Source organism: Flavobacterium sp. FlaQc-30, assembly GCF_044005885.1.
Lineage (GTDB): Bacteria > Bacteroidota > Bacteroidia > Flavobacteriales > Flavobacteriaceae > Flavobacterium.
The window spans coordinates 211,880-238,248 of the sequence record NZ_JBIPCO010000009.1 but is presented as its reverse complement, the minus strand read 5'-3'; the positions used below and the strand labels follow the sequence as shown (position 1 = coordinate 238,248).

Annotated in this window: 15 protein-coding genes and 1 rRNA gene; 11 read left to right on the top strand and 5 right to left on the bottom strand. The window is 32.7% G+C overall.

Annotation, left to right across the window (positions count from 1 at the left end; all coding sequences use genetic code 11):
• Positions 1–211: 211 nt before the first annotated feature.
• Positions 212–321, top strand: a 5S ribosomal RNA gene (rrf, locus tag ACHRV0_RS19425).
• Positions 322–815: 494 nt separating this feature from the next.
• Here rrf and ACHRV0_RS19420 read toward each other — a convergent pair.
• The 3 genes from ACHRV0_RS19420 to htpG all read right to left on the bottom strand — a co-directional run bounded on the left by ACHRV0_RS19420 (position 816) and on the right by htpG (position 4,495).
• Entirely contained in the window at positions 816–1,532 is a 717-nt protein-coding gene (locus ACHRV0_RS19420) for a DUF4369 domain-containing protein (protein WP_129025405.1), read from the bottom strand.
• 130 nt (positions 1,533–1,662) lie between these two features.
• Positions 1,663–2,490, bottom strand: coding sequence for a hypothetical protein (locus tag ACHRV0_RS19415; RefSeq protein ID WP_395442136.1), 828 nt, complete (start codon positions 2,488–2,490; stop codon positions 1,663–1,665).
• Between the two features lie 121 nt (positions 2,491–2,611).
• Positions 2,612–4,495: a molecular chaperone HtpG gene (gene htpG, locus ACHRV0_RS19410; RefSeq protein ID WP_099720467.1), complete on the bottom strand. Its 1,884-nt coding sequence runs from the start codon at positions 4,493–4,495 to the stop codon at positions 2,612–2,614.
• Positions 4,496–4,698: 203 nt separating this feature from the next.
• Here htpG and ACHRV0_RS19405 point away from each other — a divergent pair, with 203 nt between their 5' ends.
• The 3 genes from ACHRV0_RS19405 to ACHRV0_RS19395 all read left to right on the top strand — a co-directional run bounded on the left by ACHRV0_RS19405 (position 4,699) and on the right by ACHRV0_RS19395 (position 6,981).
• Entirely contained in the window at positions 4,699–5,205 is a 507-nt protein-coding gene (locus ACHRV0_RS19405; RefSeq protein WP_164975061.1) for a lipocalin family protein, read from the top strand.
• 24 nt (positions 5,206–5,229) lie between these two features.
• Complete coding sequence (locus tag ACHRV0_RS19400) at positions 5,230–5,925, top strand: OmpA family protein (protein ID WP_129025399.1); 696 nt, start codon at positions 5,230–5,232, stop codon at positions 5,923–5,925.
• 105 nt (positions 5,926–6,030) lie between these two features.
• Positions 6,031–6,981 (top strand): ABC transporter ATP-binding protein, encoded by a 951-nt coding sequence (locus ACHRV0_RS19395; protein WP_395442138.1) that lies wholly within the window; start codon positions 6,031–6,033, stop codon positions 6,979–6,981.
• A gap of 61 nt (positions 6,982–7,042) precedes the next feature.
• Here ACHRV0_RS19395 and ACHRV0_RS19390 read toward each other — a convergent pair whose 3' ends face one another.
• Positions 7,043–9,454 carry a prolyl oligopeptidase family serine peptidase gene (locus ACHRV0_RS19390; protein WP_395442135.1) on the bottom strand — a complete coding sequence of 804 codons (2,412 nt, stop codon included), beginning with the start codon at positions 9,452–9,454 and terminating at the stop codon, positions 7,043–7,045.
• 265 nt (positions 9,455–9,719) lie between these two features.
• Here ACHRV0_RS19390 and ACHRV0_RS19385 point away from each other — a divergent pair, with 265 nt between their 5' ends.
• Both ACHRV0_RS19385 and ACHRV0_RS19380 read left to right on the top strand, forming a co-directional pair.
• Positions 9,720–10,727, top strand: a complete 1,008-nt coding sequence (locus ACHRV0_RS19385) for a 3-oxoacyl-ACP synthase III family protein (protein WP_089055930.1) — start codon at positions 9,720–9,722, stop codon at positions 10,725–10,727.
• Positions 10,728–10,844: 117 nt separating this feature from the next.
• Positions 10,845–11,516, top strand: a complete 672-nt coding sequence (locus ACHRV0_RS19380; protein ID WP_395442134.1) for a copper homeostasis protein CutC — start codon at positions 10,845–10,847, stop codon at positions 11,514–11,516.
• A 92-nt stretch (positions 11,517–11,608) separates the two neighbouring features.
• On the opposite strand, the gene ACHRV0_RS19375 is transcribed toward ACHRV0_RS19380, so the two are convergent.
• Positions 11,609–14,029 (bottom strand): TonB-dependent receptor domain-containing protein, encoded by a 2,421-nt coding sequence (locus ACHRV0_RS19375; RefSeq protein WP_395442133.1) that lies wholly within the window; start codon positions 14,027–14,029, stop codon positions 11,609–11,611.
• A gap of 324 nt (positions 14,030–14,353) precedes the next feature.
• Here ACHRV0_RS19375 and argS point away from each other — a divergent pair, with 324 nt between their 5' ends.
• From argS to ACHRV0_RS19350, 5 genes are all read left to right on the top strand, one after another.
• Positions 14,354–16,132: an arginine--tRNA ligase gene (gene argS, locus ACHRV0_RS19370; RefSeq protein WP_395442132.1), complete on the top strand. Its 1,779-nt coding sequence runs from the start codon at positions 14,354–14,356 to the stop codon at positions 16,130–16,132.
• A 332-nt stretch (positions 16,133–16,464) separates the two neighbouring features.
• Entirely contained in the window at positions 16,465–17,175 is a 711-nt protein-coding gene (locus ACHRV0_RS19365) for a hypothetical protein (RefSeq protein WP_123872417.1), read from the top strand.
• 656 nt (positions 17,176–17,831) lie between these two features.
• Entirely contained in the window at positions 17,832–21,023 is a 3,192-nt protein-coding gene (locus tag ACHRV0_RS19360; RefSeq protein ID WP_395442131.1) for a SusC/RagA family TonB-linked outer membrane protein, read from the top strand.
• A gap of 11 nt (positions 21,024–21,034) precedes the next feature.
• A complete protein-coding gene (locus ACHRV0_RS19355; protein ID WP_395442130.1) occupies positions 21,035–22,468 on the top strand; it encodes a SusD/RagB family nutrient-binding outer membrane lipoprotein in 1,434 nt (477 codons plus the stop codon).
• Between the two features lie 691 nt (positions 22,469–23,159).
• Entirely contained in the window at positions 23,160–26,363 is a 3,204-nt protein-coding gene (locus tag ACHRV0_RS19350) for a SusC/RagA family TonB-linked outer membrane protein (protein WP_395442137.1), read from the top strand.
• The last annotated feature ends 6 nt before the right edge of the window (positions 26,364–26,369 follow it).

Genomic DNA, 26,369 nt, shown 5'->3' with positions numbered 1-26,369 from the left:
GTACTAATAATCCGTAAGCTTATGTACACCCTTTTCCCCACACCTCGGTGTGGGGGAGAAACTTTCTAAAAATAGTAAATAAAAGTACTTTTCTTTATCTCAGTATGTTAAAATATTAGCTCGACGCAGAGCAGTCTTTAAGTCGAAAGATTAAAGTCGAATGTCGAAAGACTTTACAACTTTATGACCTTAGACTTTAGACTAACAACCTTAAGGTGGTTATTGCGGCGGGGCTCACCTCTTCCCATCCCGAACAGAGTAGTTAAGCCCGCCTGCGCAGATGGTACTGCAATTTTGTGGGAGAGTATGTCGTCGCCTTTCTTTTAAAAATCCTCATCATGTATTTGATGAGGATTTTTTGTTTTATAGCGGCTTTGGAAATCAATCCTGAAATATATAGTATCTCAGCAGTCGAAAGCGACGGCTGTGCTTTTAGTTTTCAGCTGTTTTAAAGTTATTTTTATTCTTTTTATATGTGGAATTATCTTTGAATGGAAAAAGTTCTTTATAGGCTTTTATTTTGTTGAGATATGCATAAGTCTTGGATTGGAAAGAAATTTTAATTCGTGCTGGTTATTTCTTTTGTGAGTATAAATGGAACATTTCCTTTTCTCCATAGGAAAAGATGTAAACGTAGTTAGTCTCTCTAAGAGGAGTATTTAAAAAAATAAAGTAATAATGTTAGTATGTGATTTTTTTATACTGATTCAATAGGGGATTTTAATTACTACTCTTGAAACTAATGATTCTTATTTTTTAAATTTGGTGTATAAGAAAAGGTCCTGAATATTTCAGGACCTTTATAATGTCAAAGATTATTTTTGTTCAGCCTTTTTGATTTCGGCTACATATTTGGTGAGTTTTTTTCCGTAAAGCGATTTTGCTACTTTTGGAGTCATTGTTTTTTGAATCGTATCAAGAAATTTAACATTTATATCATAAATTTCGGCTAAAGCAATATAAGGTGCTACTTCATAATCTTTATTGTTAATAGCGAAGTTTGTTGCATACAAATATTTTCTTTTAATATTTGCTTGTTGTTTGGCATCTATACTATCTATTGCTTTTTGATCTTGTCTTTTTATCGCTTTGAATTTCGACGCTACCATAGTAAGGTTTTCATCTATAAAACGAGAGTTTATTTTTTGATACTGTTCATATAATTCCTGATTTTTTGATCCAGTGATTTTTGCACTTGCAATAAAATTATCCAAATTAGTTTCGATATTGATATTTCCTGGTTCTGCAAAAAATAAAATATTATTGTCTAAAGAATTTGATGTACCACGATCTAGAAATAAATACAATACTTCTGGTGATTCTAATTTTAGATCTCTTTCAAATGCTGAATTTCCATCAATTTTAATGCTGTCAATTGCAACAAGGGATGTGTCGGCAAATCGTTGAATGTAAAGGGTTCCGCTTTTTAAACCTTTTATATTTCCAGTTATATGTAAGTTGTCAGCAGATTCTTTTTTGCTGCATGATGCAAGTAGTGCAAGAGTAACAAAGGCAATAATTGATTTTTTCATTAGTTTTTAGATTTTGGTGCAAAATAAAGAAAATAGTTTGAATGTAATGAATGGGAATTAAATTTTAATAAAAAAAAATCCCAATTTATTTCTAAACTGAGATTTGTATATATTTTTAAAAATGAATCGTTTACATTGATAAAATGTAGGCTGTTCCATTTTCATGTGTGTAGGTGTATTTCGTGTCACACTCTAGATTTCCATAATCAATAACACCATTTAAGGAACCGCCGGTAATTTTTAATTTTCCCTTAGAAATAAACTCGCAAGAGTATTTTTTAATTAGAGTTTCTTGAACAGTCAATGTTAGAGATCCTCCTTTATCAGTTGTTATAGTATGTGTTCCTTCTGGCATTTCATAAACGTTGTCTTCGAGAACAAATGGAGTGTCAACACCAGCTGTTTGTTTTACTGTAACGATACCTGAGTTTAGATAAACTCTTCCTGTTAAATCAGTTAGTTTGCCATTAATTACTTTTCGGCTAAATTGCGGTACAGTAGCTACCGTGGTAGTATTTGTGTATTCAATTGTTCCTTCTAGTTTGAGGTTATTTATGGAATAATCAATTCGTTCAATAGTCATTTTGCTTCCTGTAGTAGTTACTGGGCCTGAAAGTGTAATTTTTAATTTTCCTTTTCTGAATATTTTATTACTTGTACAGCCTGAAGTGCCATAATCAATATTAAAAATCTTTGGATAAGAATCTTTGTTAGAAACCTCGGTCACGACATTGGCGCAAATTACAGGTACACTTTCGGTGGTTTTGCCTGTTGAACTGTTATTTGAAGTTACTGCCAATCCGGTTTTTATGTCCATGTCGTTGGTAGCATCAATTAATACAGATGCGCTAACAGCACTCGTGTCTGTTTGGTTTGCGATGTCATCATTACTTGAGCATGAAATGTAGAAAAATGTAGAAACGCAGGCTGCTGCGAATAGAAAAAAAGTTTTTTTCATAGTAGTTTTGTTTAAGGTTAGATTATAAGGGTAATCAAATGTAGTAAAAAAAATGAATCGCAAAAAAAAAATCCCACAGCATTGTGCTGTAGGATTTTAGAGTAAGTTTTTTTAGAAAAGATTATTTAATCATTTCGAAACTTCTTTTTACAAAAGCGGTTAAAGCTTCACCTTTTAATAGATTTTGCGATAATTTAGCTAAATCTAATGCTTGTTTTACCAAGTGCTCCTGATGTGTTTTGTCTTCAGTATTTAAGATGCTTGTAGCTAAGTCAGAATTAGTGTTTACAACTAAGTTGTACATTTCTGGCATATTGTTCATTCCAAACATTCCGCCGCCGCCGCTTTGACTCATTTCTTTCATTCTACGCATAAATTCTGGCTGCGTAATGATGAATGGTGCTGCTTGGCTGTCCATAGCTTCAAGTTGTACGCTATATGCTTTTGGGATATAAGCTTCTAAAGATGTTTTTAGAGTTTCTTTTTCTTCGTCAGATAATTTTGAAATTGTGTTTTCATCTTTTTTGATTAAATTATCAATATGATCAGAGTCTACACGAACAAAAGTTAAATCTGTATTGTCGTTTTCAATTTTCTGAATTAAATGCGAAATAATAGGCGAATCTAAAAGTAATACTTCGTAGCCTTTTTCTTTTGCAGTTTCAATATAAGAATGCTGTTCTTCTTTGTTTCCTGCATAAAGAACTACAAGTTTACCATCTTTGTTAGTTTGGTTCTCTTTTAATTTTTCTTTTAATTCTTCTAAAGTAAAATAAGTATTATCTACTGTTGGATACAAAACAAATGCGCCCGCTTTTTCATAGAATTTATCTTCAGAAAGCATTCCGTACTCTAAAACAATTTTAATATCGTTCCATTTCGCTTCAAAATCAGCACGGTTTTCGTTAAATAAAGCTTTTAGTTTATCAGCTACTTTACGAGTGATATAGTTTGAAATTTTCTTAACAGCACCATCAGCTTGTAAACCTGAACGAGAAACGTTTAATGGAATATCTGGTGAATCAATTACACCTTTAAGCATTGTTAAGAACTCAGGGACAATTCCTTCTACATTATCAGTAACGTAAACTTGGTTTTGGTACAACTGAATTTTATCTTTTTGAATCTGCATGTCAGAACCTAATTTAGGGAAATATAAAATCCCAGTTAGGTTAAACGGATAATCAACATTTAAATGAATGTTGAATAACGGCTCTTCAAACTGCATTGGATACAATTCTCTGTAGAAGTTTTTATAATCTTCATCAGATAATTCAGATGGCTGTTTTGTCCAAGCAGGATTTGGGTTGTTAATGATGTTGTCAATTTCGACAGTTTCATTTACATAATCTTCTGGAGCATCTTCTGGTTTAGGAAGAGTTTCAGTTCTTGTCCCAAATTTAATTGGAATAGGCATAAACTTGTTATACTTATTCAATAAGCTGCTGATTTTAGAATCTTCTAAAAATTCTAAAGAATCTTCGGCAACGTGAAGAATGATTTCTGTACCACGTGAAGTTTTGTCAGCCGGTTCTAAAGTAAACTCCGGGCTTCCGTCACAAGTCCAGTGAGCTGCTGGTTCATCTTTGTATGATTTAGTGATGATTTCTACTTTTTCTGCAACCATAAATGCAGAATAAAAACCAAGACCAAAATGCCCAATAATTCCAGAATCTTTTGCAGAATCTTTGTATTTATCTAAGAATTCTTCGGCTCCTGAAAAAGCAACTTGATTAATGTATTTTTCTACTTCATCAGCAGTCATACCTAAACCTTGGTCGATAATGTGGATTTTTTTTCCTTCTTTATCAACTTTGATTTCAATAACTGGATTTCCGTATTCAACTTTGGCTTCGCCGATGCTGATAAGATGTTTTAATTTTAAAGTGGCATCGGTTCCATTTGAAACCAGCTCACGAAGAAAAATTTCGTGATCGCTGTATAAAAACTTTTTGATTAAGGGAAAGATGTTTTCTACCGAAACATTAATTTTACCTGTTGTCATATTTTTTAATTTTTTGAGTTTAACTTGATGATTTTCATTCTGTCAAATAAAATACCAATTGCTTTTAAGATGACAAATTGTCGCAAGTGTTAATTTTGAAAGAAAATAAATGGATTCTAAAACAAATTTTGTCGGCACGAATCGTATATTTGTGGTATAATAATTGTTAAACGAGTAAGTATTAACTTAAATAATGTAACAAAATGAAGAAAATTATTTTCATTTGCATGGTTGCCGCTACGTTTTTTGCGTGTAAATCAGCTTCGTCTACAACAGCTTCTTCTAATGAAGCACCAACGCTTTCGACTAAACTTGATCGACCGACTCAAGTTGCACTTAAAGGAAATTGGGTACTTACTAATGTGTCTTATCCAGGCTCTGATTATATCAAAGTAACTTCTTTTGATCTTGCAGATTCTAAGTGTTTTATAGGCAGTACTTGGAGTTTTATTTCAAATAATAATAAAGGTACGATGGCTTTAACATCTCCAAGCTGTACTGGTTTTACTTCTCCAATTGTTTGGAGTATTAACAATCAAGGACTTTTTGTACTTAAAATTGTTGATCCGGGAACAAAATCAAAAAATGTTAAATCAGGATATTTACTTAAAGTTGCAGGACTTACTGATAATTCATTTCAGTTAATTGACAACATTAATGTGGGCGGACAAGTAAAAGATGTTACTTACCAATTTCAGAGAGCTAATTAATTTATAATAAAAAGGGAAAAAAAAATGAAAAAGATAACAGTTTTAGGATTAAGTAGCTTACTAGTATTAGTTAGTTTGTTTACAAGCTGCGACTCAGTGCAAAATGCAAATAATACACAAAAAGGAGCAGGGATAGGAGTTGCTGCAGGAGCTCTTATTGGTGGTATTCTAGGAAATAATTTAGGACATGGCGGGAATGCTGCTTTAGGCGCTGCTATTGGTGCTGCTGTTGGTGGTGGAACTGGTGCTCTTATTGGAAACAAAATGGACAAACAGGCTCGTGAAATCGATCAGGCTTTGCCAGGTGCAGATGTTGAAAGAGTTGGTGAAGGAATTCATTTAACTTTAAACGAAAATGCGGTTCGTTTTGATACTAATAAATCGACGCTTACTCCTCAAGCTAAAGCAAACTTAGATAAATTAGTTCCTGTATTTAATGACTATGGTGATACTGATATTCAAATTTTTGGGTATACAGATAATACAGGTAAACCAGAATATAACTTGACACTTTCAGGACAAAGAGCTGCTTCTGTGCAAGCTTATTTAGTTTCTAAAGGATTAAAATCAAGCCGTTTCAAAACTTCAGGTTTGGGTATTGTTGATCCTATTGCAACAAACGATACTCCAGAAGGAAGAGCTCAAAACCGTCGTGTAGAATTTTCTATTACTGCAAATGACAAAATGGTTAATGATGCAAAAGCAGAAGCTGGAAAATAATTTCAGATAAAATAAAATATAAAAAAAGCTGTTTCTTAATTGATGCAGCTTTTTTTTTGACATTAGAAATTAAACATTGTAAATTTGGACTTTCAAATACAACCCATGCTTGACATTCAGAATATCTCTTTTACGTATACCGAGAAACCCGTTATTAAAGACGTTTCTTTTACTATAAACAAAGGCGAGAATATTGCTATTATTGGAGAAAGCGGCTGCGGAAAAAGCACGCTGCTTAAACTTATATATGGTTTATATAATCTAGACGAGGGAAAAATGTTTTATGGTGAAAAACCAATTTTAGGACCAAAGTACAATTTGATTCCAGGTATGCCATTTATGAAATATCTAGCGCAGGATTTTGACTTATCTCCATATGAAACGGTTGCTGAAAATGTGGGTAAGTTTCTGTCGAATGGTTTTGCTAATATGAAAAAACTTCGTGTTCAGGAGTTGTTAGAGATGGTAGAAATGGAATCGTTCTCTAATGTTAAAGCAAAATTTTTGAGTGGTGGTCAGCAGCAGCGAGTGGCTTTGGTAAGAGTTTTGGCTCTAGAACCCGAAGTTATCTTGTTAGACGAGCCTTTTAGTCAGATCGATGCTTTTCGTAAAAATGCTTTGCGTCGTAATTTATTTCGTTATTTAAAGCAGAAAGGAATTACCTGCATTATTGCCACACACGACAGTACAGATGCTTTGTCATTTGCAGACGAAGCAATTGTTATGCGTCACGGAGAAATAATTGTCAAGGATAATCCAACAAAAATATATGAGGATCCTGAAACAAAATATGTGGCTTCATTGTTTGGTGAAGTAAATGAAATTGCAACGCATTTATTACTTCCTTACGAGGATGAAACACATAAAACATTAGTTTATCCGCATCAATTTAAAATGGTTTCAGAATCAAAACTTCCCGTAAAGATTAGAAGAACTTATTTTAGAGGAAGTCATTTTTTGATTGAAACGGTTTATAAAAGGCAGCTGGTGTTTTTTGAAAGTGAAATAGATCTTCCGTTAGAGCAAGAAATATTTCTTGGTTTAAATTACTTGTAAAATACAAAACCCGATAGATTTTAAATCTATCGGGTTTATTTTTATAATCGATTATAGAGATTTATTTTTTTAAATACTTTTCTAAAAACTGATCTTGTTCCCAAAGTAAGTGTAGAATATTTTCTTTAGCAACATAACTGTGTGATTCTTTCGGTAAAATTACCATTCTAGCTGGAGCACCCAGACCTTTTAAAGCTTGAAAATAACGCTCAGTCTGTAAAGTAAAAGTTCCAGGGTTGTTATCTGCTTCACCGTGAACTAATAATAATGGAGTTTTCATTTTATCAGCGTTCATAAACGGTGACATCGTATTGTAAACTTCAGGAACTTCCCAATAGTTTCTTTGTTCAGTTTGAAATCCAAATGGAGTAAGCGTTCTGTTGTAAGCACCGCTTCTTGCAATTCCGCACGCAAATAAGTTAGAATGCGTTAGTAAATTTGCTGTCATAAATGCACCGTAAGAATGTCCTCCAACAGCCACTTTTTTACGATCAATATAACCTAATGCGTCAACGGCATCAATTGCAGCTGCAGCGTTGTCTACTAACTGAGAGATAAAATTGTCATTTGGTTCTGTTTTTCCTTCTCCAATAATTGGAAAAGCAGCATCATCAAGAACTACATATCCTTTTGTAACCCAATATACAAATGATCCATAATATGGAAATGTAAATTCGTTAGAGTTTTGAGTTGATTGACTTGCACTGTTTCTGTCTTTATATTCAGCAGGATAAGCCCAGATTAATAAAGGCATTTTCTCTTTTTTAGCTTTATCATAACCAACAGGAAGGTATAAAGTTCCAGAAAGCTCTAATCCATCTTTACGTTTGTATTTGATTACTTCTTTACTAACATCTTTAATACTTTCAAATGGATTTTTAAAAGCAGTAATAGGTGTTATACTATTTTGTTTTTTGATGTTTCTAAAATAGTAATTTGGATATTCACTCTTAGATTGTATTTGAACTAAAACTTTTCCAGTTTTGAAGTCTTCAATTTCGATTAAATCTTCTTTTTTGTCTTTGTAAGGAGAAGTATAAATACGTTTTGATTTTAAAGTTTTTAAATTGAATTCATCAATAAAAGGGAACTGTCCTTCTTTTGTATATCCGTCACCAATTCGGTAAGCATTGTCTTTTTCGATCGCTAAAACTTGTTTATTGTATTCATTCTTTTTAGTTTCAAAAACTCCTGGATCTGAATAAACATCTTGTTGGTTTCTATCCGTAACTACTTTTGACTGCTGTCCCGGATTTGAAGGATCGATTAGGTATGTTTTAGTGTTACGAGTGTCATACCATTCGTCAGTAATAAAAGCAATATTATCGTTCCCCCAAGTAATATAACTATAGCGTTGAGGAAGCTTTACTAATGTTGTTGCATTATTTGTAAATGGAGCTTCCCATAGAAAAACTTCATCTCTAAAATCTACTTTGTTTGCTGGATTACCTTCGTCTAAAGCTTCTACATAAGATAAAGTTGCAGGTTTGTCATTTCTCCATGCCATTTCTCTTTTTCCTTTGCGAACAGCCATAAAACCTTTTGGCATGATTTCGTTTAAAGGAACTTCGTTAACCGTTTTAATCTCTTTTCCTCTTAAGTCATAAACAACTGTTTTAGATGGAAATCTGTTTAATGGAACTACGTACGAAAAAGGTTTTTGAATAGTAGTCAGCATTATGTAATTACCATCTGGCGAAATTCTTTCACCGGCAAACATAGCTGCTTCTTTATATAAAGTGGTATCTCCATTTAGTTTTACTTTATACAATTCAGATGTTATTATGTTTTCAAAATTAGCCTCATCATTTTTGTTTTTCAACATATCAGGATAAGTTCTATTTTGAGATTTTTCACCAGAAGTGTTAGAGATAATTGGGCCGGTTGGTAAATCTTTTTTAGAGTCTAATAGAGGTTGTCTGTTTTTTGGAAGCATTTTTACCAAAATAGTTTCATTGTCTAAAAACCAGCTGAAAGGATTTCCAAGATTTGCATTTACGGTTGCTTCAGTAAGTTTTGTCGCTTGCGCTGTTGCAATATCTAGTACCCAAAGTTCAACACCCGAGTTTGTGGTGTGAGAGAATAAGACTTTTTTGTCATTTGGCGACCAAAGTATATTACTGATTTTAGGATTGCTTGGCAGTCCTGAAACCTGAACTTCATCTTTTCCATTTATTTTTCTAACTTTAAGATTAGTTACATAAGTAACCGTACTTGAAATATTAGTAATAGGATTGATTCTTAAACCAGCTAAACGAAGTTCTTCTTGATTTAAATCATCAAGCGTTTTGTATGTATTTCGGTATAGCAAGAGCATGTTTTCTTTTTTTGTATCCATAGATACGGTTGGAGCTCTTTGGTAATCAGCTAAATCTAGAATAGATTTAGAGGGTTTTTGATACGTTAAATTTTCTTGTGCAAAAGAAAATAAACCAAGGTGTAAAAGTAAGAATAGAGTAACCTTTAATTTCATGATTTGGATTTTTTGGATTTGAATTAAGAACACATAAAAATGTTTGTCTAAGATACAGTAGTCTTGTTACATTTTATAGGTTATTTTTCATTCTTTTCAGTTATTTGTTCAAAATGATGTTTAATTGAGAATTAAATGTTTTTAAATAGTCTTATAATTAAAAGATATTAAACTGATAATTACGAAAAAAAGACTAATTTGTATGCTAATTTTTTAAAGTATACTTAAATTTGCATTCTAAATTTTTAACAAATAATAAAAGAATATGTATCATTCAAAAATAGCGGGCTTAGGATATTATGTTCCTTCAAATGTCGTGACAAATGATGATTTGTCTAAGATTATAGATACCAATGATGAATGGATTCAGGAACGTACCGGAATTCAAGAAAGAAGACATATCATTCGTGGAGAAGATACTACAACTTCAATGGGAGTGAAAGCTGCTAAAATTGCAATCGAGCGTTCTGGTGTAGCCAAAGAAGATATAGATTTTGTGGTTTTTGCGACATTAAGTCCAGATTACTATTTTCCAGGACCTGGAGTTTTAGTACAACGTGATTTAGGATTAAGAACGGTAGGAGCTTTAGATGTTAGAAATCAATGTTCTGGATTTGTGTATGCTCTTTCTGTTGCAGATCAATATATTAAAACCGGAATGTATAAAAATATTTTGGTAATAGGTTCTGAAGTGCATTCGACAGGACTAGATATGACAACCCGCGGACGTGGAGTTTCGGTTATTTTTGGAGATGGAGCTGGAGCAGCTGTTTTAAGTCGTGAAGAAGATTTGACGAAAGGAATTTTATCAACACATTTGCACTCTGAAGGACAGCATGCCGAAGAATTGGCTTTGCAGGCGCCTGGAATGGGAGCGCGTTGGGTAACAGATATTATTGCAGATAACGATCCGAATGACGAAAGTTACTATCCGTATATGAACGGACAGTTTGTATTCAAGAATGCAGTAGTTCGTTTTGCAGAAGTAATAAATGAAGGTTTAGAAGCAAATGGTTTGCAGGTTTCAGATATTGATATGTTGATTCCGCATCAGGCAAATTTGAGAATTTCGCAGTTTATTCAAAATAAATTCAAATTATCAGACGATCAAGTTCATAATAACATTCAAAAGTACGGAAATACAACCGCAGCATCTATTCCAATTGCTTTGACAGAAGCTTGGGAACAAGGTAAGATTAAATCTGGAGATACTGTAGTTTTGGCTGCTTTTGGAAGTGGATTTACTTGGGCTAGTGCAATCATCAAATGGTAAATTAATTCATCTTGCATTATATTTTGAAAACCTGCTTCATTTTGGAGCAGGTTTTTTTATAAATTGCGTATTTAAACCTGTTAGGTTTCTTTTGACGAAAAATAGATTTAAAATAAAATGAAAAAAAATCAATTAGAAATAGCCTGTTTCAATTACGAATCGGCAATAATTGCACAAGAAAATGGTGCTGACCGAATCGAATTATGTGATAATATGCAGCTTGGCGGAACTACTCCAAATACAATATCGGCAGTAAGAGTTCGTGAAAAGCTGAATATAAAAATGCACGTAATTATACGACCACGCGGAGGAAATTTTGTTTATACCGATGATGAGTTTGTCGAAATGAAACAAGACATAAAACAGTTTAAAAAACTAGGAGTTGACGGTTTTGTTTTTGGAATTTTGAATGAAGATGGAAGTGTAAATAAAAAACAAAATCAAGAGCTGGTTAATTTAGCAGGTTCACTTTCGTGTACTTTTCACCGTGCTTTTGATGTAGTTAATGATTTTGAGCAATCGCTTGAAGATGTTATTGCCTGTGGTTTTAATACAATTCTAACTTCTGGACGAGGAAAAAATGTTGAAGAAGGTATTTTTGATTTGGTGTTGATACAAAAGCTGGCAAAAGATCGAATTGAAATTATGCCCGGCGGTGGATTGCGATCTTCGAATATTAAATTGCTTCAAGATAAATTAGCGCCGACTTTCTATCATTCATCAGCAATTACAGATAACACGGAAAGAGCAAATCCAGAAGAAGTAAAAGAGTTAAAAAACTTTTTGTAGCTAAATAAAAAGCCTGAAGTTGGCAAACTTCAGGCTTTTTTTCTACAAGAAATTATTTAAAAAATATTAAAATAGATCTAATAAAAGCGAGATTAGAACATTCCGCCGCCGCCTTTATTAGTATTATCCTCTCTTTGTTTACGTTGTAAGTTTTTAATTTTTGCACCTCCAAAGTTATACGTTAAGCCTAAATAAACGGTTTGGCTTTCCCATGTAAATTGTCCCAATTGCGGGTAAGGATACATTGTATCAAAAGCATATTTCATTGTATTGAAAACGTCATTAAAACGTAAACTTATATTCATTTTGTTGTTTAATAAAGTATAACGAGAACCTATGTCCATTTTATACATTTCGTGGCTGTTGTTTTGAAGTCCGTCTGTAGCACCTCTATAGAAACCAAATAGTAAAAAGCTTAAACGTTTGTTTACTTTAAAGTTTGAATTCATACGACCATTAAATGCTGCAACCGTAATTTTTCGTTCAAGCGGATTACTTTTTTTAGTTACAGGATCATATAAAAATACTATTCCCTCTTGGTTAATGCTCGAAAAGTCGATAGATGGTTGAATATCCCACCATTTTGTAATTTTATAATTAAACGAAGCTTCAAAACCGTAAGCAGTATTATTATCGTAGTTAGTAAAAGTCATAATTTGTTTCTCACCACTTGCATCTGCTGGGTCTGGATATAAAATTCTGCTAATTTGATCGTTAATGCTTCTTACGAAAACACCTGCAGTAAAACTTCCTTTTTCAAGTGTTTTTGTATAATTTACCTCTACAGAATTGGTAAATTGAGGTCTTAGTTCAGGATTTCCTAAAGAAGTAACTAATGGAGTTGCAAACTCACGAATAGGTTTTGTCTGCTCTAAACTCGGACGGTCAACACGACGGCTGTAACTAAATTGTAAAGTGTTTTTCTCATTTAAGTTATACGTTAAATAAGCAGATGGATATAATGTAATATAATCATCATCAAATTTATCTTTACCATAGTTCAAATTTGCCGCTACTTTATAGCTTTCAAAACGAGCCCCAACTTGATAGCTGAATTTTTTAAATTTTTGCCCAAAAGTCACATACGCAGAGTATATATCAGTATCGTAAGTGTAATTTGAAACACGATCAGCAATTGGCATTAAAGGATTTCCTGTTGTATAATCGTTATCTGTTCTAGTAAGTCTGGCTTCAGCACCAGCTTCAAGTGTTGTTTTTTCGTTTAATGGATTTACGTAATCAAGGTTCAAAGTCGTTAATTTTCGTGTACCTTTTATGTAATCATTGAAAATAATATCACTTGAAGTGTTATCAAGTTTAGTTGTTTTTGTGTCAAAAGAAGCATATTGATCTTCTTTGTTATCACTATAATTTCCTTCAAAATCTAAAGTGTGTCCTTCTTTTTTAAAGATGTGTTTGTAGGCTAAATTATAAGTTCCAACTTGATCAGGCCCTGAATATGATGATTTCTGAAAGATGTTGTAAATATCAGAATCTGCTACATTATTATAATCAATGTCAGTATTTACAAAACCTTTACCATTAGATTTATTTTGGTTGGTGTAAATAGATAAAGTATTATGATCATCAATTAAATAATCCATACCAATTTTATACAAATAAGAGTCGTTGTCATTTAGAACGTCGATATTTTGTACAATATCTTGATCTAATCTTCTCATAAAACCTTCATTTTGATATTTACCAAAATTTTGTCCAACATTTCCAAAGAAATTTACTTTTCCAGTTTTATAATTTAAGTCTAAAGATTGGTTGTATTTTGCAGTTTCTCCAAAAGTAATACCTCCACTGTAACTTCCATTAAAACCAGTATTCGCATTTTTGTGCAAAATGATATTGATGATTCCAGACATTCCTTCTGGATTGTATTTTGCACTTGGGTTTGTAATTAACTCAATTTTTTTGATTGAAGTTGATGGAATTTGTTTTAACAATTGCGCTGGGTCAATATTTGAAGGTCTTCCGTCAATTAACACACGAACATTATCATTTCCACGCAGCGAAAGTTTTCCATCCTGATCTACATTTACAGACGGGATATTGTTCATAATATCTGATGCAGAAGCGCCGGCAGTTGTTAAATCTTTACCAACATTAACTACTTTTCTGTCGATTTTTTGTTCGATTGTAGAACGCTCAGCAACAATGTTTACCCCTTTTAATTGAGTTGCTTCTTCTTCAAGAGAAACATTTACAGTTGCAGATTTCTTGTTTTCACTTAAAATGATTGAACCAATATATTTTCTAAAACCGATATATTGAATTTCAATAGTATAACTTTTTAAAGCTAAGTTTTTAAAAGTAAAGTCTCCGTTGTCATCTGTGTTTACGCCCGAAACAACTTTTCCGTTATCTTTAATAGATACCGTAGCATAAGAAATAGGTGCGTTATTTGATTTTTCAGTAATTTTTCCAGAGACCGTTCCTGAATTTTGAGCTTGTACTGTCGAGATTACACCTAGTAATACCAACAGAAAGAATTTTAGTTTCATAATTTGATAATGATTATTTTGATTGATTGATGATGTGCTTGTTTTTGTTTATTTTACTTTTTTTGTTTTTCATAATAAATTCGAAGTCCCTTATTAAGACTCTTTAGTCAGCGATATGTTACAGAAAAAAAGTTAAAAAAATATGTGATTTTATGAATGCTTCTGTTTTGTAAGGGATTAAGGTTTTTATTTTTTGATAATTTTAACACTTGAAAGCAAGAAGGTTTTAAGAAATTCTAATAGTTATATAGTATTTTATATGTTATTCATTTTCTGTTATTGATGAATAAGCAGTATCTTTGCTCACTTTAAAAATAAGTTTACATGTCATTATCACAAATTCTTACACCTTCTATACAAAAAGCAATACAAGCATTATTTGACGTTACAGTTGATAAAATCGAATTTCAAACTACTAGAAAAGAGTTTGAAGGCGATATTACAATGGTGATTTTTCCTTTGGTAAAAGTTATTAAAAGCAATCCTGCAGAATTAGGTAATAAAATTGGAAATTATCTTGTTGAAAATGTTTCAGAAGTTGCTCGTTTCAATGTGGTTTCAGGTTTCTTGAATATTGTAATAGCAGACAGTTATTATTTGAGTTTCTTTAATGATATAAAAGACAATTCTAAATTTGGATATGTAACTCAAAATGCTGAAGACAAAGCAATTATGGTCGAATATTCTTCGCCAAATACAAATAAGCCTTTGCACTTAGGTCACGTACGTAACAATTTGTTAGGATATTCTGTAGCTGAAATTATCAAAGCATCAGGAAAAAAAGTATATAAAACTCAAATCATCAACGATCGTGGAATTCATATCTGTAAATCGATGCTGGCTTGGGAGAAATTTGGAAACGGCGAAACTCCCGAAAGTTCAAATTTAAAAGGAGACAAACTAGTTGGTAAGTATTACGTTGAATTTGATAAAGCTTACAAAGCAGAAATTAATCATTTAATAGAAACAGGTAAAACCGAAGAAGAAGCAAAAAAACAAGCGCCAATTATTATTGAAGCGCAAGAAATGCTTAAAAAATGGGAAGCTGGTGATGAGAAAGTTATTGCACTTTGGAAAAAAATGAATCAATGGGTTTATGACGGTTTTGCTGTCACATATTCTAACCTTGGCGTTGACTTTGATAAATACTATTACGAAAGCAATACTTATTTATTAGGGAAAGATGTTGTGCAAGTTGGTCTTGATAAAGGCGTTTTTGAAAAAGATCCTGACGGTTCTGTTTGGATTGATTTGACAGATGAAGGTTTAGATCGTAAAATTGTATTGCGTTCTGACGGAACTGCTGTTTATATGACGCAAGATATTGGAACAGCGATTCAGCGTGTAAAAGATATGCCGGATGTAGGCGGAATGGTTTATACCGTTGGAAACGAGCAAGATTATCATTTTAAAGTTTTGTTTTTAATCCTTAAAAAATTAGGATTTGATTGGGCGTCAAGCTTGTATCATTTGTCATACGGAATGGTTGATTTGCCTTCTGGAAAAATGAAAAGCCGTGAAGGAACTGTTGTTGATGCAGATGATTTGATGCAGGATATGGCAGATACCGCAAAACAGATCTCGGAAGATCTCGGGAAGTTAAATAGTTACTCTGATGAGGAGAAAGCTAAATTGTATAAAACAATTGGTCTTGGGGCATTAAAGTATTATATTTTAAAAGTAGATCCTAAAAAACGTATTTTGTTTAATCCTGAAGAATCTGTTGATTTTGCTGGAAATACTGGTCCGTTTATTCAATATACTTATGCAAGAATCCAATCAATCATACGTAAAGCCGATTTTGATTTTTCGGATAAATCACAGATTGAAGAGCTGCATGAAAAAGAAAAAGAACTCGTAAAACTAATTGAGCTTTTTCCTGAGATAATTCAAAATGCGGCACAAAATCACAGCCCGGCATTAATTGCAAACTATACCTATGATTTAGTAAAAGAATACAATTCGTTCTATCAATCAGTTCATATTTTAGGTGAAGTAGATTTAATAAAAAAAATATTCAGAGTGCAGCTTTCACAAAAAGTTGCCGAAGTTATAAAATCTGCATTTGCACTATTAGGGATTGAAGTTCCTGAAAGAATGTAGTTGAATAAAACCTATTAAAAAGCTGATAATTGGAAACAATTATCAGCTTTTTTTTTGAATTAATTTGACAGCTGGTGTTTTGAAAAATGTAGAAAAGTTAAAGTTATTGTTAGTGAAATGTTATGAATTGTATGCCTGAATTTTCGTGTAAAAAAAATAAATTATGGCTTGTATATATCGTTTTTATAATTATGTTTACAGTAGGAAAATGATTGTCAATTATAATTAAAAATACAAATATTTTTTAAGAAGTTAATCTTCCTTTTGTGTTGTCAAAATAAAGCGAGGAAGCCGAAAATCGTAAGAGTAGGCACAATTCTAAAACCAAAACAATGATTAAAAAACCGTTACTTTTTATGATGCTTTTTGTTGCATTTACTGCAGTGAAAGCACAAAATTTAATTTCCCCATCTTATGGGTTTTCTCACAGTAAAACAGCGTATATAACTTTAGCTGACGGAACTGAAATTAATGGGACTATTAGAGATATTGACAGAGACAAAGGATTAATTGAATTCATCAAATTGCAAGATGGAGCTGGAAAAAAACACAAACTAAAACCAGAAGATATTAAGTTTATGTATTTGCCGCCAAGCGGACTTGATAATTTAGGAAAAAAACTAAATTTTCTTGAAGATTTTAAAAAGTGGAATGATGAGAAATTAAATCAAGATTTCTTAAACCAAGGTTACGCTTATTTTGAAACTGCTGACGTAAAAGTTAAAAAGAAAAACTCAAAATTATTAATGCAGCTTTTAAATCCTGGATTTAGTAAAGATGTTAAAGTATATTGCGATCCTTATGCAAAAGAAACTACATCTTTAGGAGTAGGAGGAGTTAAATTTGTTGGTGGAGATGCAAAATCATACTATGTTGCTAAAAAAGATTCTCCAGCATTTTTATTAAAGAAAAAAGATTACAAAAAAGAATTTCAACCATTATGGGGAAGCTGTCAAAAAGTAATTTCTGATAATCCTGAGCCAAAATGGACAGATTTGACTAAACATATCGTTACTTATTCTGAGTGTGTTGATCCAAGTTAATATTTAACAACAGCATTCTTTAAATTGTATAAAGCCAATAGTTGAAAAACTATTGGCTTTATTATTTCGTTACTACAGTAAAAAGAGTAAATAAGGATAAAATAAGTTTTATTTTATGTTTATATTTTTATATTGTAGGAAAACACTTTTATTTTAATTATGTTTGCTTCAGAAATCAAGAAACAAATCTTATTTGATAATGTAAGACTCCCTTCTTACAATTATGATGTTTTGTTCTTTACAGCGAAACAACTATCTCTACAAAAAAAATCCGCTTTTTTGTTATCTAGTGTAGGATGAGAATATCTTCCTTATATTCATTTTGGTCTATATTGAATTAGTACCCTATTAGTGCGAAATGGTAAGGAGTTAAGAGCCGTCTAAAATTTTTAGACGGTTTTTTCATGTTTGATACAGTGGTTTTCTATTTTGTTAATTGTATTATTAAAAATGTAGTTATTTTATTAATAGACGAGATTCTTTTCTTTTTTCTGTCCAGTTTAATATTATTTGTAAGTTATTATTTATTTTTTAACTAAATAAAAAATTTATTGTAGTATTAGTATTTCATTATGTAATGTTAAAAGACATATAAAACTTGTTAAAATTATTTTAATTTTATAAGTTCGACCCCAATAATTCTAAACAAAAAAATAATGAAACAAAAATTAAAAGGATTAGTGATCTTCTTTTTTGTTCTTAGCATGCAATTAACATTTGCGCAAGAAAGAACTGTTTCCGGAAAGGTTTCTGATAATGCAGGAATGGTTTTGCCAGGTGTGAGTGTGCTGGTTAAAGGAACTAAAAACGGAACACAAACGGACTTTGACGGTAAGTTTTCTATCAAAGCATCATCAAACCAAGTATTAGTATTTAGCTACTTGGGAATGAAGACTCAAGAAATTGCAGCAAGTTCTTCTACTATTAATGTAAAAATGGCAGATGGAGGTGCACAAGAATTGGAAAGTGTTGTAATTACAGCATTAGGGGTTAAGAAAAGTACACGTGCGCTCGGATATGCTACGCAAGAAGTAAAAGCGGCCGATATTACTAGAGGGAATAATAATAGTCTTGCTGGTGCCCTGCAAGGAAAATTAGCAGGTGTGTCTATTACGCCATCAAGTGGTGCTCCTGGAGCTTCTTCACAGATTATAATTCGTGGAGCTCGTTCTTTTACAGGAAATAATACTCCTTTGTATGTTATTGATGGTATGCCTGTAGCATCTCAAGCAGATTTCAGTACGAAAAATGGAGTTACAGGAGCGGATATTGCAAACAGAGCGGTGGATATTGACCCAAATGAAATTGAGTCGATAAATGTTTTAAAAGGACAAGCTGCGTCAGCTCTATACGGACTAAGAGCTTCTAATGGTGTAATTGTAATTACTACAAAAAGCGGAAGAAATTTAGCTCAAGGTGGTAAGCCGGTTATTACTTTTAATACCTCTACAAGTTTTGAAACAATTTCAAAAAAGCCTGAGACTCAAAATGAATATGCTCAAGGTTCAAATGGAATATTTAACCCAAATGCTTCGACGAACTGGGGGCCAAAAATTTCAGAATTACCTAATGATCCTGTATATGGCGGAAATATAGCTAATACGCTTAATGGCGGAGTGCTTAAACCTGGAAAATATTATGTGCCTCAAAGAGCGAAAGCGGGCTTAGATCCTTGGGTAGTTCCTAAAGCTTATAATAATATTAATGATTTTTTTAAAACAGGATTTACAATTAATAATTCATTGAACATTTCTCAGGCAACAGAGAAAACTAATTATTCATTTGGTGTAGGAACTTCAAAGCAAGATGGTATTATTCCTGAAACAGGGATGAATCGATATACTGCAAAAGCTGTTGTAGATACAAAATTAAATAATGAGTGGAAAACTGGTTTCTCATTTAACTATGTAGAAACTAAAATAAGTAAAAGTACATCAGCAAATGATGGCGCTATAGTTGGAGTATTTGCAGCTCCAAGAAGTTATGACTTAAAAGGAATTGGTTACGCTAATCCTGCTAACCCATACGATCAAATCTATTACAGACCAAGTGTTTTCAATAACCCTTACTGGGCTGCTAAAAACAATGAATTTAGCGAAAAAACGAATCGAGCTTATGGAAATGCTTACATTCAGTACTCGCCAATTATAAGTTCAGATGGAAGTCAAAAATTAACAGTTAAGTATCAAGCTGGTGTAGATTCTTGGACAACCAATTATAGAGATGTTTTTGAATTTGGAAATAAACTTGATTTATCAGGACAAAGCAGCAGTGCACATCTTTATGGGACAACGAATGATGTGATTAATTCTTTATTGACATTAAACTACAACATAAATATTACTAAAGATCTTAATTTAAATGTTTTGGTTGGAAATGAGTACAATCATCAAAACACAAAAGAATATGATGATCTTGGAACAGCTTTCAATTTTGGAGGCTGGGCAACAATTGCTAATGCAAGAACAATAACCGCCGAAGAATATCGTAGACAAAAACGTACTGTTGGTTTTTTTAGTAATGCTGAATTATCATTCAGAAATATGCTTTTCTTAAGCGCAACTATTCGTAAAGATATTGCATCTAATATGCCAAGAGGTAACAGAAGTTTTGTTTATCCGTCAGCATCTTTAGGTTTCGTAGTAACAGAGCTTGAAGGTTTAAAAGGAGGTTCGTTTCTTTCTTATGCAAAACTTAGAGGATCGATTGCTCAAGTAGGACAAGCAGGAGATTATGTTGGAAATTATTACACAAATCCGCTTTATAGTGGGGGATATTGGTCAGGGCAGCCTATACAATATCCACTAGGAGGAGTTAGTTCGTATATACCTAATAACATACAATATGATCCGAATTTAAAACCACAAAATACAAAATCGTATGAAGTTGGGGCGGATTTAAAGTTTTTCAATAACAGAATTGGAATTGATTATACTTTCTCTAAGCAGAATTCAACAAATCAAATTTTTAGTGTTCCATTGGCAGGTTCGACAGGAGCAAGTTCACTTGTGACAAATGGCGGAAAAATGCGTAACGATGTGCATGAATTATCATTAATGGTAAATCCAATACGTACTACAGATTTTAACTGGACATTTAATGTGAACTTTTCTAAAATTGATTCGTACGTAGAGGCATTGGCAAATGGTGTTGATAACATCTTTTTAGGAGGATTTGTAACACCGCAGCTTAGAGCTAGTGTAGGAGATCGTTTTCCAGTTATTTACGGTACAGGCTTTGCAAGAGATGCACAAAATAATATTATAGTAAATGCTCAGGGTCTTCCTGTTGCAGATGGAGAATTAAAAGTTCTGGGAGAAGTTGCTCCTAAATTTACTTTAGGAGGTTCTACTCAAATCACGTACAAAAGAGTTTCACTTGGAGCAGTAGTGGATTGGAAAAATGGAGGACAAATGTACAGCGGATCCAATAACTTAATGAATTTTTACGGTGTAGATGCAAGAACTGCAGACAGAACATCTCAATTTATATATCCAGGTGTTAAAGCAGACGGAACTCCAAATGACATTGTTAGAGGAGGTGCTTCAGATCCTAATGGTGCACAACAATTAGCGGCAGCTTTAAATGGTATTGCAGAATCTGCAGTTTTCGATGCAAGTTTTGTAAAATTAAGAGAAGTTACTCTTGGGTACCAATTTCCTAAATTATTAAACAATACTGTTGATCTTAGAGCTTCAATTTTTGCAAGGAACATTTTGTTATGGTCAAAAATGCCAAATCTTGATCCAGAAGCAACACAAGGAAATAACAACTTTTCAGGTGGATTTGAACAATGGACCATGCCGCAAACGAAGAGTATTGGTTTTGGGATGAACTTTAAATTTTAATAAAAAAACAAATGAAGAATATAAAAATAACATTAAGTGCTATAATGGCTCTATTCTTATTTCAAGCTTGTTCTGAGGACAAGATGGATGATATAAATAAGAATGTCAATAATCCAGCTGATATGGCTACGCGATTAGTGATTACAGATGTCATGGTGAACTCTGCTTTTTCAGTAACTGGTTCTGATGCCTCATTTTATGCTGGAATATACTCTGAATTAAATGCAGGTAACCATAACCAAATGTATAATGCACAAGTTAGACGAGCTGAGCCGCAATTATCATCTACTTATAATAATGGGTGGGGCAATAGTTATGAGCAAATAAAAACATTACGTATAATTATCGACAAATGTTCAACGGGTGAAGAAAAAGGAAACTATCAAACATTAGGTATAGCTCAGATATTACTAGCTTATAATTTAAGTGTTCTTACAGATCTTTTTGGAGATGTACCTTACACAGAAGCTGGACAAGCAGGAATAATATTTCAACCAAAAGTAGACAAACAAGAAGCTATTTATTTGGAGATCTTTACCAAATTAAATGATGGTATTGCTAATCTAAACAAAACTACAACTTATGCAAGTTTAGGAAATCAGGATGTTATTTATGGGGGAAATTCAGTAAAATGGATAAAAGCAGCTAATGGTTTATTAGCAAGATACACTATGCGATTATCACTTAGAAAAGCCGATTACCAAGAAGTTATTAATTACGTAAATGCTTCTTTTGCTAATGCAGACGATGAACTAAAACTTGTAAATGCAGGTGTTCCGAATCCTTATGCCAGAGTTCAACTAGATCGAGGTTTTATATGTGTCGCAAAAAGTTTTTATGATACAATGTTAGCTAATGGGCCTTCTGATGCGCGTACTGCTTCATTTTTTACAAAAAAGAACGGTTTGGTCGTTCCTTTTGATAATTCAAAAGAAGATGTTGAAGGACAAGGTGTGTATTCTATTTCGGCACTTATGAGTGAAAAAAATCCGATTTACTTACTAAGTTACCACGAATTACTATTTTTAAAAGCTGAAGCTGAAGCTAGATTAGGTCTGCCTACGGCTCAAACAACGATGAATAATGCTATAAAGGCTGCATACACCAAAAAGCAAGTTGTAACATTTACAACTGCTCAGGCAGATACTTATATAGCTTCGATAGGAACGTTAACAGGTGATGCCTTATTGAAAAAAATAATGCTGGAAAAACATATTTCTTTCTACGAAAATGAAGGTATTGAATCTTACAATGACATTAGACGTTTGCAAGCAATGGGTAATGGAAGTTTTATTCCTATGGTAAATCCAAAACCTGAATTATTTCCACAAAGATTTGCGTATGGTCAATCTGATGTTGCTTCAAATTCAAATATTAAAGACCTATACGGAGACGGCTCATACGTTTACACAGAAAAAGTTTGGTGGGCTGGAGGTACTAGATAATAGTATTTATAAAATCATAACAAAAAAAGAGCATTCATCTGATAATGAATGCTCTTTTTTTGTTATGATTATTTTTAATGAATGACATAGTTTATTTTTTCTGATTTATAGCATGTTGTGTCAGTTTTGGGTTTTGAATGTTTGATTTAGGCTAAACTAAAAGGAGTAGTTATAAATTATTGGCTTTTTATGCTGCTAATTTAACTTATAGTGGTGTTTTGTCAGTTAATTCTTTCCTAGATTGTGCTGGTAATTTGTAGAGTAGGTTTTGTTGGTTAAGAGAATGTTTTGAGTTTATATAGATTTATAAATAACTGACATCTTTAAAAATATCTTCCTTAATCTTTTGTTTTTAACTATTTTGAATTAGTAAGCTTTTAGTGAAAAATAAAAAAAGGATAGTTAACCGTCTAAACTTTATTTAGACGGTTTTTTTTATGTTTTATATAAAGGATTTCCTTTTTTGAAAAAATTCTTAAAAAAATGGTTTTAACGCAAATGTTTTGCGTTTTTGCTTCTTCTAGCTTCCTGATTGTTGTTTTTTGTAAGTTTTATTCTTTATTTTAACAGTTGCGCATTATAAAAAGAAGTATTTATACTACATTTTGTATTGTTAAAAAACATCTATTTCTTGTTAAAATTGTTTTAATTTTTTAAGTTCGACGTTAATTAATTAAAAAAATAAAGAATGATGAAACAAAAATTAAAAGTATTAGTGATGCTTTTTTTTGTTCTTGGGATGCATTTACTAGCAGCGCAAGAGAAAAAAATTACAGGAACAGTTTCTGACAATGCAGGCATACCTTTGCCGGGAGTCAGTGTATTAGTTAAAGGAACTAAGCAGGGAACTCAAACAGATTTTGATGGAAAGTATACAATTAAAGCCAACACAAATCAGATTCTAGTTTTTAGTTATGTAGGGATGAAAACACAGGAAGTACTTGCGAATTCCTCTTTGATTAATGTAAAGTTAACAGATAATGCTACAGAGCTTGAAGGAGTAGTGGTAACTACCGCAATGGGCGTTAAACGAGAAAAAAAATCTTTGGGTTATGCAACACAACAAATTTCTGGGAAAGATTTAGACGGCGGTGCAGGAAATGCAAATGTGGCTAATTTATTATCAGGAAAAGCTGCAGGTGTCGAGGTTTCTAGAAACACAAACTTTGGAGGTTCAACAAACGTAGTAATTCGTGGGAATAAATCTCTAACAGGAAATAACCAGGCTCTTTGGGTTATTGATGGTGTGCCAGTAGATAATTCAAATTCGAATACAACGACTCAGACTTCTGGACGTGGAGGATATGATTATGGTAATAATGTTTCTGATATCAATCAGGAAGACATTGAGAGTATAAATATTCTGAAGGGCGCAGCGGCAACAGCTTTGTATGGATCTAGAGCAGCTAATGGAGTTGTTATGGTTACAACAAAAAAAGGAAAGAAAGAAGACAAGAAAGTTGGATTTACTTTTTCAAGCAGCTTTACCGTAGGGACAGTTGACAAATCGACGTTTCCTAAATATCAAACTAAATATGGATCTGGATATGGAATTGGGAGTTCCTTTCTTGATGCCGAAAGCCCTATTCCTACCGTAGATACATCTAATGACGCTTCTTATGGAGATGCTTTTACTGGACAACCTGTTTATCAATGGGATGCCTTTACTCCATATTCAAAAAATTATGGACAAGCAACTCCTTGGAGTGCAGCTAAAAATGGGCCAATTACTTTTTTTAAAACGGCTCAGACAAATGTAAATAGCTTATCCCTTGAAAAAGCAACCGAAAGATCTAGTCTTTCATTGTCTTATGTAAATACACTTCAATCGGGGATTTTACCAAACAGTGAATTAAAAAAGAATCAGTTAAGCGCTAGATTTAGTCAAAAAGTTACAGATAAATTAACCGCAAATGCATATGCTGCCGTTACGCTGCAAAGTACTGTTGGTAGAAACTCTACTGGTTATAATGATAATATTTTGGGGAATTTTAGACAATGGTGGCAGACCAATACTGATCTAAAAGAGCTGCAAAATGTTTACAAAGCTTCTGGCGGACAAAATGTTACTTGGAATTGGGCGGATCCAACTTCGGCAGAAGGTTTAGTGCCAGCTTATTGGGACAATCCTTATTTTACTCGTTATCAAAATTATTCTTCAGATAATAGAACGCGTTTGTTTAGTTACGCATCTCTAGATTATAAAATTACAGATTGGTTAAGTGCTTTAGGTCGAGTATCTCTAGATACTTATAAAGAACTTCAAGAAGAAAGAAGAGCTGTTGGCTCTATTGCCTCAGGTTTTGGATTATCTCCTGTTGATGAAACTTCAGGTTATCAGAGATTTGATAACAATTTTCAGGAAATCAATTACGATTTCATGTTGAATTTTAATAAAAAATTTGCTGAACATTTTAGTTTGACAGGAATATTAGGTGCGAACGTAAGAAGAAATGACAAAGAAAGTGTGCTTTCATCTACAATTGGAGGTTTAGTGACACCTGGAATATATGCATTATCAAATTCAAGATATGCATTGCCTTTTCCTACTGAAGCAAAATATACGAAACAAGTAAACGGTATTTATGCTCAAGCCTCTTTAGGTTACAAAGACACCTATTTTTTGGATGCTTCTGTTAGACGTGATGAGTCTTCTACACTTCCTAATGGAAATAATTCCTATGTATATCCTGCAGTTTCGGGATCTATTTTATTCTCCAATTTAATGAAAGCAGAATGGTTGAATTTAGGGAAGTTTAGAATGAATTATGCAGAAGTAGGTAATGATGCAGATGCATTGCAACTAACAAATACTTATACAAGAAGTTCTAATTTTAATAATGAACCAATGTATACTTTACCTAATATTAATAAAAATCCTAATCTAAAGCCTGAAAGAACAAAATCTTTCGAAGTTGGTTTGGAAACAAGCATGGTTAATAGACGTTTAGGATTTGATGTTACCTATTATAAAACAAACTCTGTAGATCAAATTGTATCTGCAGCAGTGTCTTCGGCATCAGGATTTACAAATGCAGTTGTTAACGGTGGTAACATTGAGAATAAAGGGTTAGAAATTCAAATTATGGGAACTCCTATTAAAACAAAAGATTTTAGTTGGGATATTATTGTGAATTGGTCTAATAACAGAAGTAAAGTTGTTTCATTGCCAGGAGGTATTGAGAATTTGCAATTAGCATCTTTTCAAGGAGGTGTTACAACCAATGCAACCCTTAATGAAGCTTATGGAAGCATAAAGGGTACAGATTATGTTTATACAAACGGTCAGCCTACAATAGATCAAAAAACAGGGAAATATATGATCACGACTACATCTGATAATACAATTGGAAACATTACTCCCGATTGGATAGGTGGTGTAAGAAATAAGTTTACCTACAAAAACGTCTCTCTTGGCTTCTTAATCGATACTCAAAAGGGAGGTGATATCTTTTCTTTAGATATGTACTACGGATTAGCTACAGGTCTGTATAAAGAAACTGCAGTAGGTAACATTCGTGAAATAGGTATTTTAAACGCTGGAGTTGCTCCTGATGGAACTCCAAATAAAGTGATATCGCAAAATCCAGGAACTTACTCTAATAACTACGGTTATTTAGCAGAACCAGCGAAAGCATTTGTTTATGATGCGTCCTATATAAAATTGAGAGAGGTTTCTATTTCGTATAACTTTCCTAAAAGCATGTTTCAAGGAACATTTGTAAACTCTGCTACATTTAGTTTGTTAGGTTCTAATTTATGGATAATAAGTAAAAATCTGCCTTATGCAGATCCTGAGAGTGGTTTGTCTTCTGGAAATAACTCAAGAGGTTATTCTGTTGGTTCATTGCCTACAACAAGAGACATTGGATTTAACTTAACATTTAAATTTTAATAATAT

What these genes read in the sequence shown, in the direction of transcription:
- ACHRV0_RS19420 (WP_129025405.1), bottom strand. Translation starts at nt 1,532, where the DNA reads ATGAAAAAATCAATTATTGCCTTTGTTACTCTTGCACTACTTGCATCA.
- ACHRV0_RS19415 (WP_395442136.1), bottom strand. Translation starts at nt 2,490, where the DNA reads ATGAAAAAAACTTTTTTTCTATTCGCAGCAGCCTGCGTTTCTACATTT.
- htpG (WP_099720467.1), bottom strand. Translation starts at nt 4,495, where the DNA reads ATGACAACAGGTAAAATTAATGTTTCGGTAGAAAACATCTTTCCCTTA.
- ACHRV0_RS19405 (WP_164975061.1), top strand. Translation starts at nt 4,699, where the DNA reads ATGAAGAAAATTATTTTCATTTGCATGGTTGCCGCTACGTTTTTTGCG.
- ACHRV0_RS19400 (WP_129025399.1), top strand. Translation starts at nt 5,230, where the DNA reads ATGAAAAAGATAACAGTTTTAGGATTAAGTAGCTTACTAGTATTAGTT.
- ACHRV0_RS19395 (WP_395442138.1), top strand. Translation starts at nt 6,031, where the DNA reads ATGCTTGACATTCAGAATATCTCTTTTACGTATACCGAGAAACCCGTT.
- ACHRV0_RS19390 (WP_395442135.1), bottom strand. Translation starts at nt 9,454, where the DNA reads ATGAAATTAAAGGTTACTCTATTCTTACTTTTACACCTTGGTTTATTT.
- ACHRV0_RS19385 (WP_089055930.1), top strand. Translation starts at nt 9,720, where the DNA reads ATGTATCATTCAAAAATAGCGGGCTTAGGATATTATGTTCCTTCAAAT.
- ACHRV0_RS19380 (WP_395442134.1), top strand. Translation starts at nt 10,845, where the DNA reads ATGAAAAAAAATCAATTAGAAATAGCCTGTTTCAATTACGAATCGGCA.
- ACHRV0_RS19375 (WP_395442133.1), bottom strand. Translation starts at nt 14,029, where the DNA reads ATGAAACTAAAATTCTTTCTGTTGGTATTACTAGGTGTAATCTCGACA.
- argS (WP_395442132.1), top strand. Translation starts at nt 14,354, where the DNA reads ATGTCATTATCACAAATTCTTACACCTTCTATACAAAAAGCAATACAA.
- ACHRV0_RS19365 (WP_123872417.1), top strand. Translation starts at nt 16,465, where the DNA reads ATGATTAAAAAACCGTTACTTTTTATGATGCTTTTTGTTGCATTTACT.
- ACHRV0_RS19360 (WP_395442131.1), top strand. Translation starts at nt 17,832, where the DNA reads ATGAAACAAAAATTAAAAGGATTAGTGATCTTCTTTTTTGTTCTTAGC.
- ACHRV0_RS19355 (WP_395442130.1), top strand. Translation starts at nt 21,035, where the DNA reads ATGAAGAATATAAAAATAACATTAAGTGCTATAATGGCTCTATTCTTA.
- ACHRV0_RS19350 (WP_395442137.1), top strand. Translation starts at nt 23,160, where the DNA reads ATGAAACAAAAATTAAAAGTATTAGTGATGCTTTTTTTTGTTCTTGGG.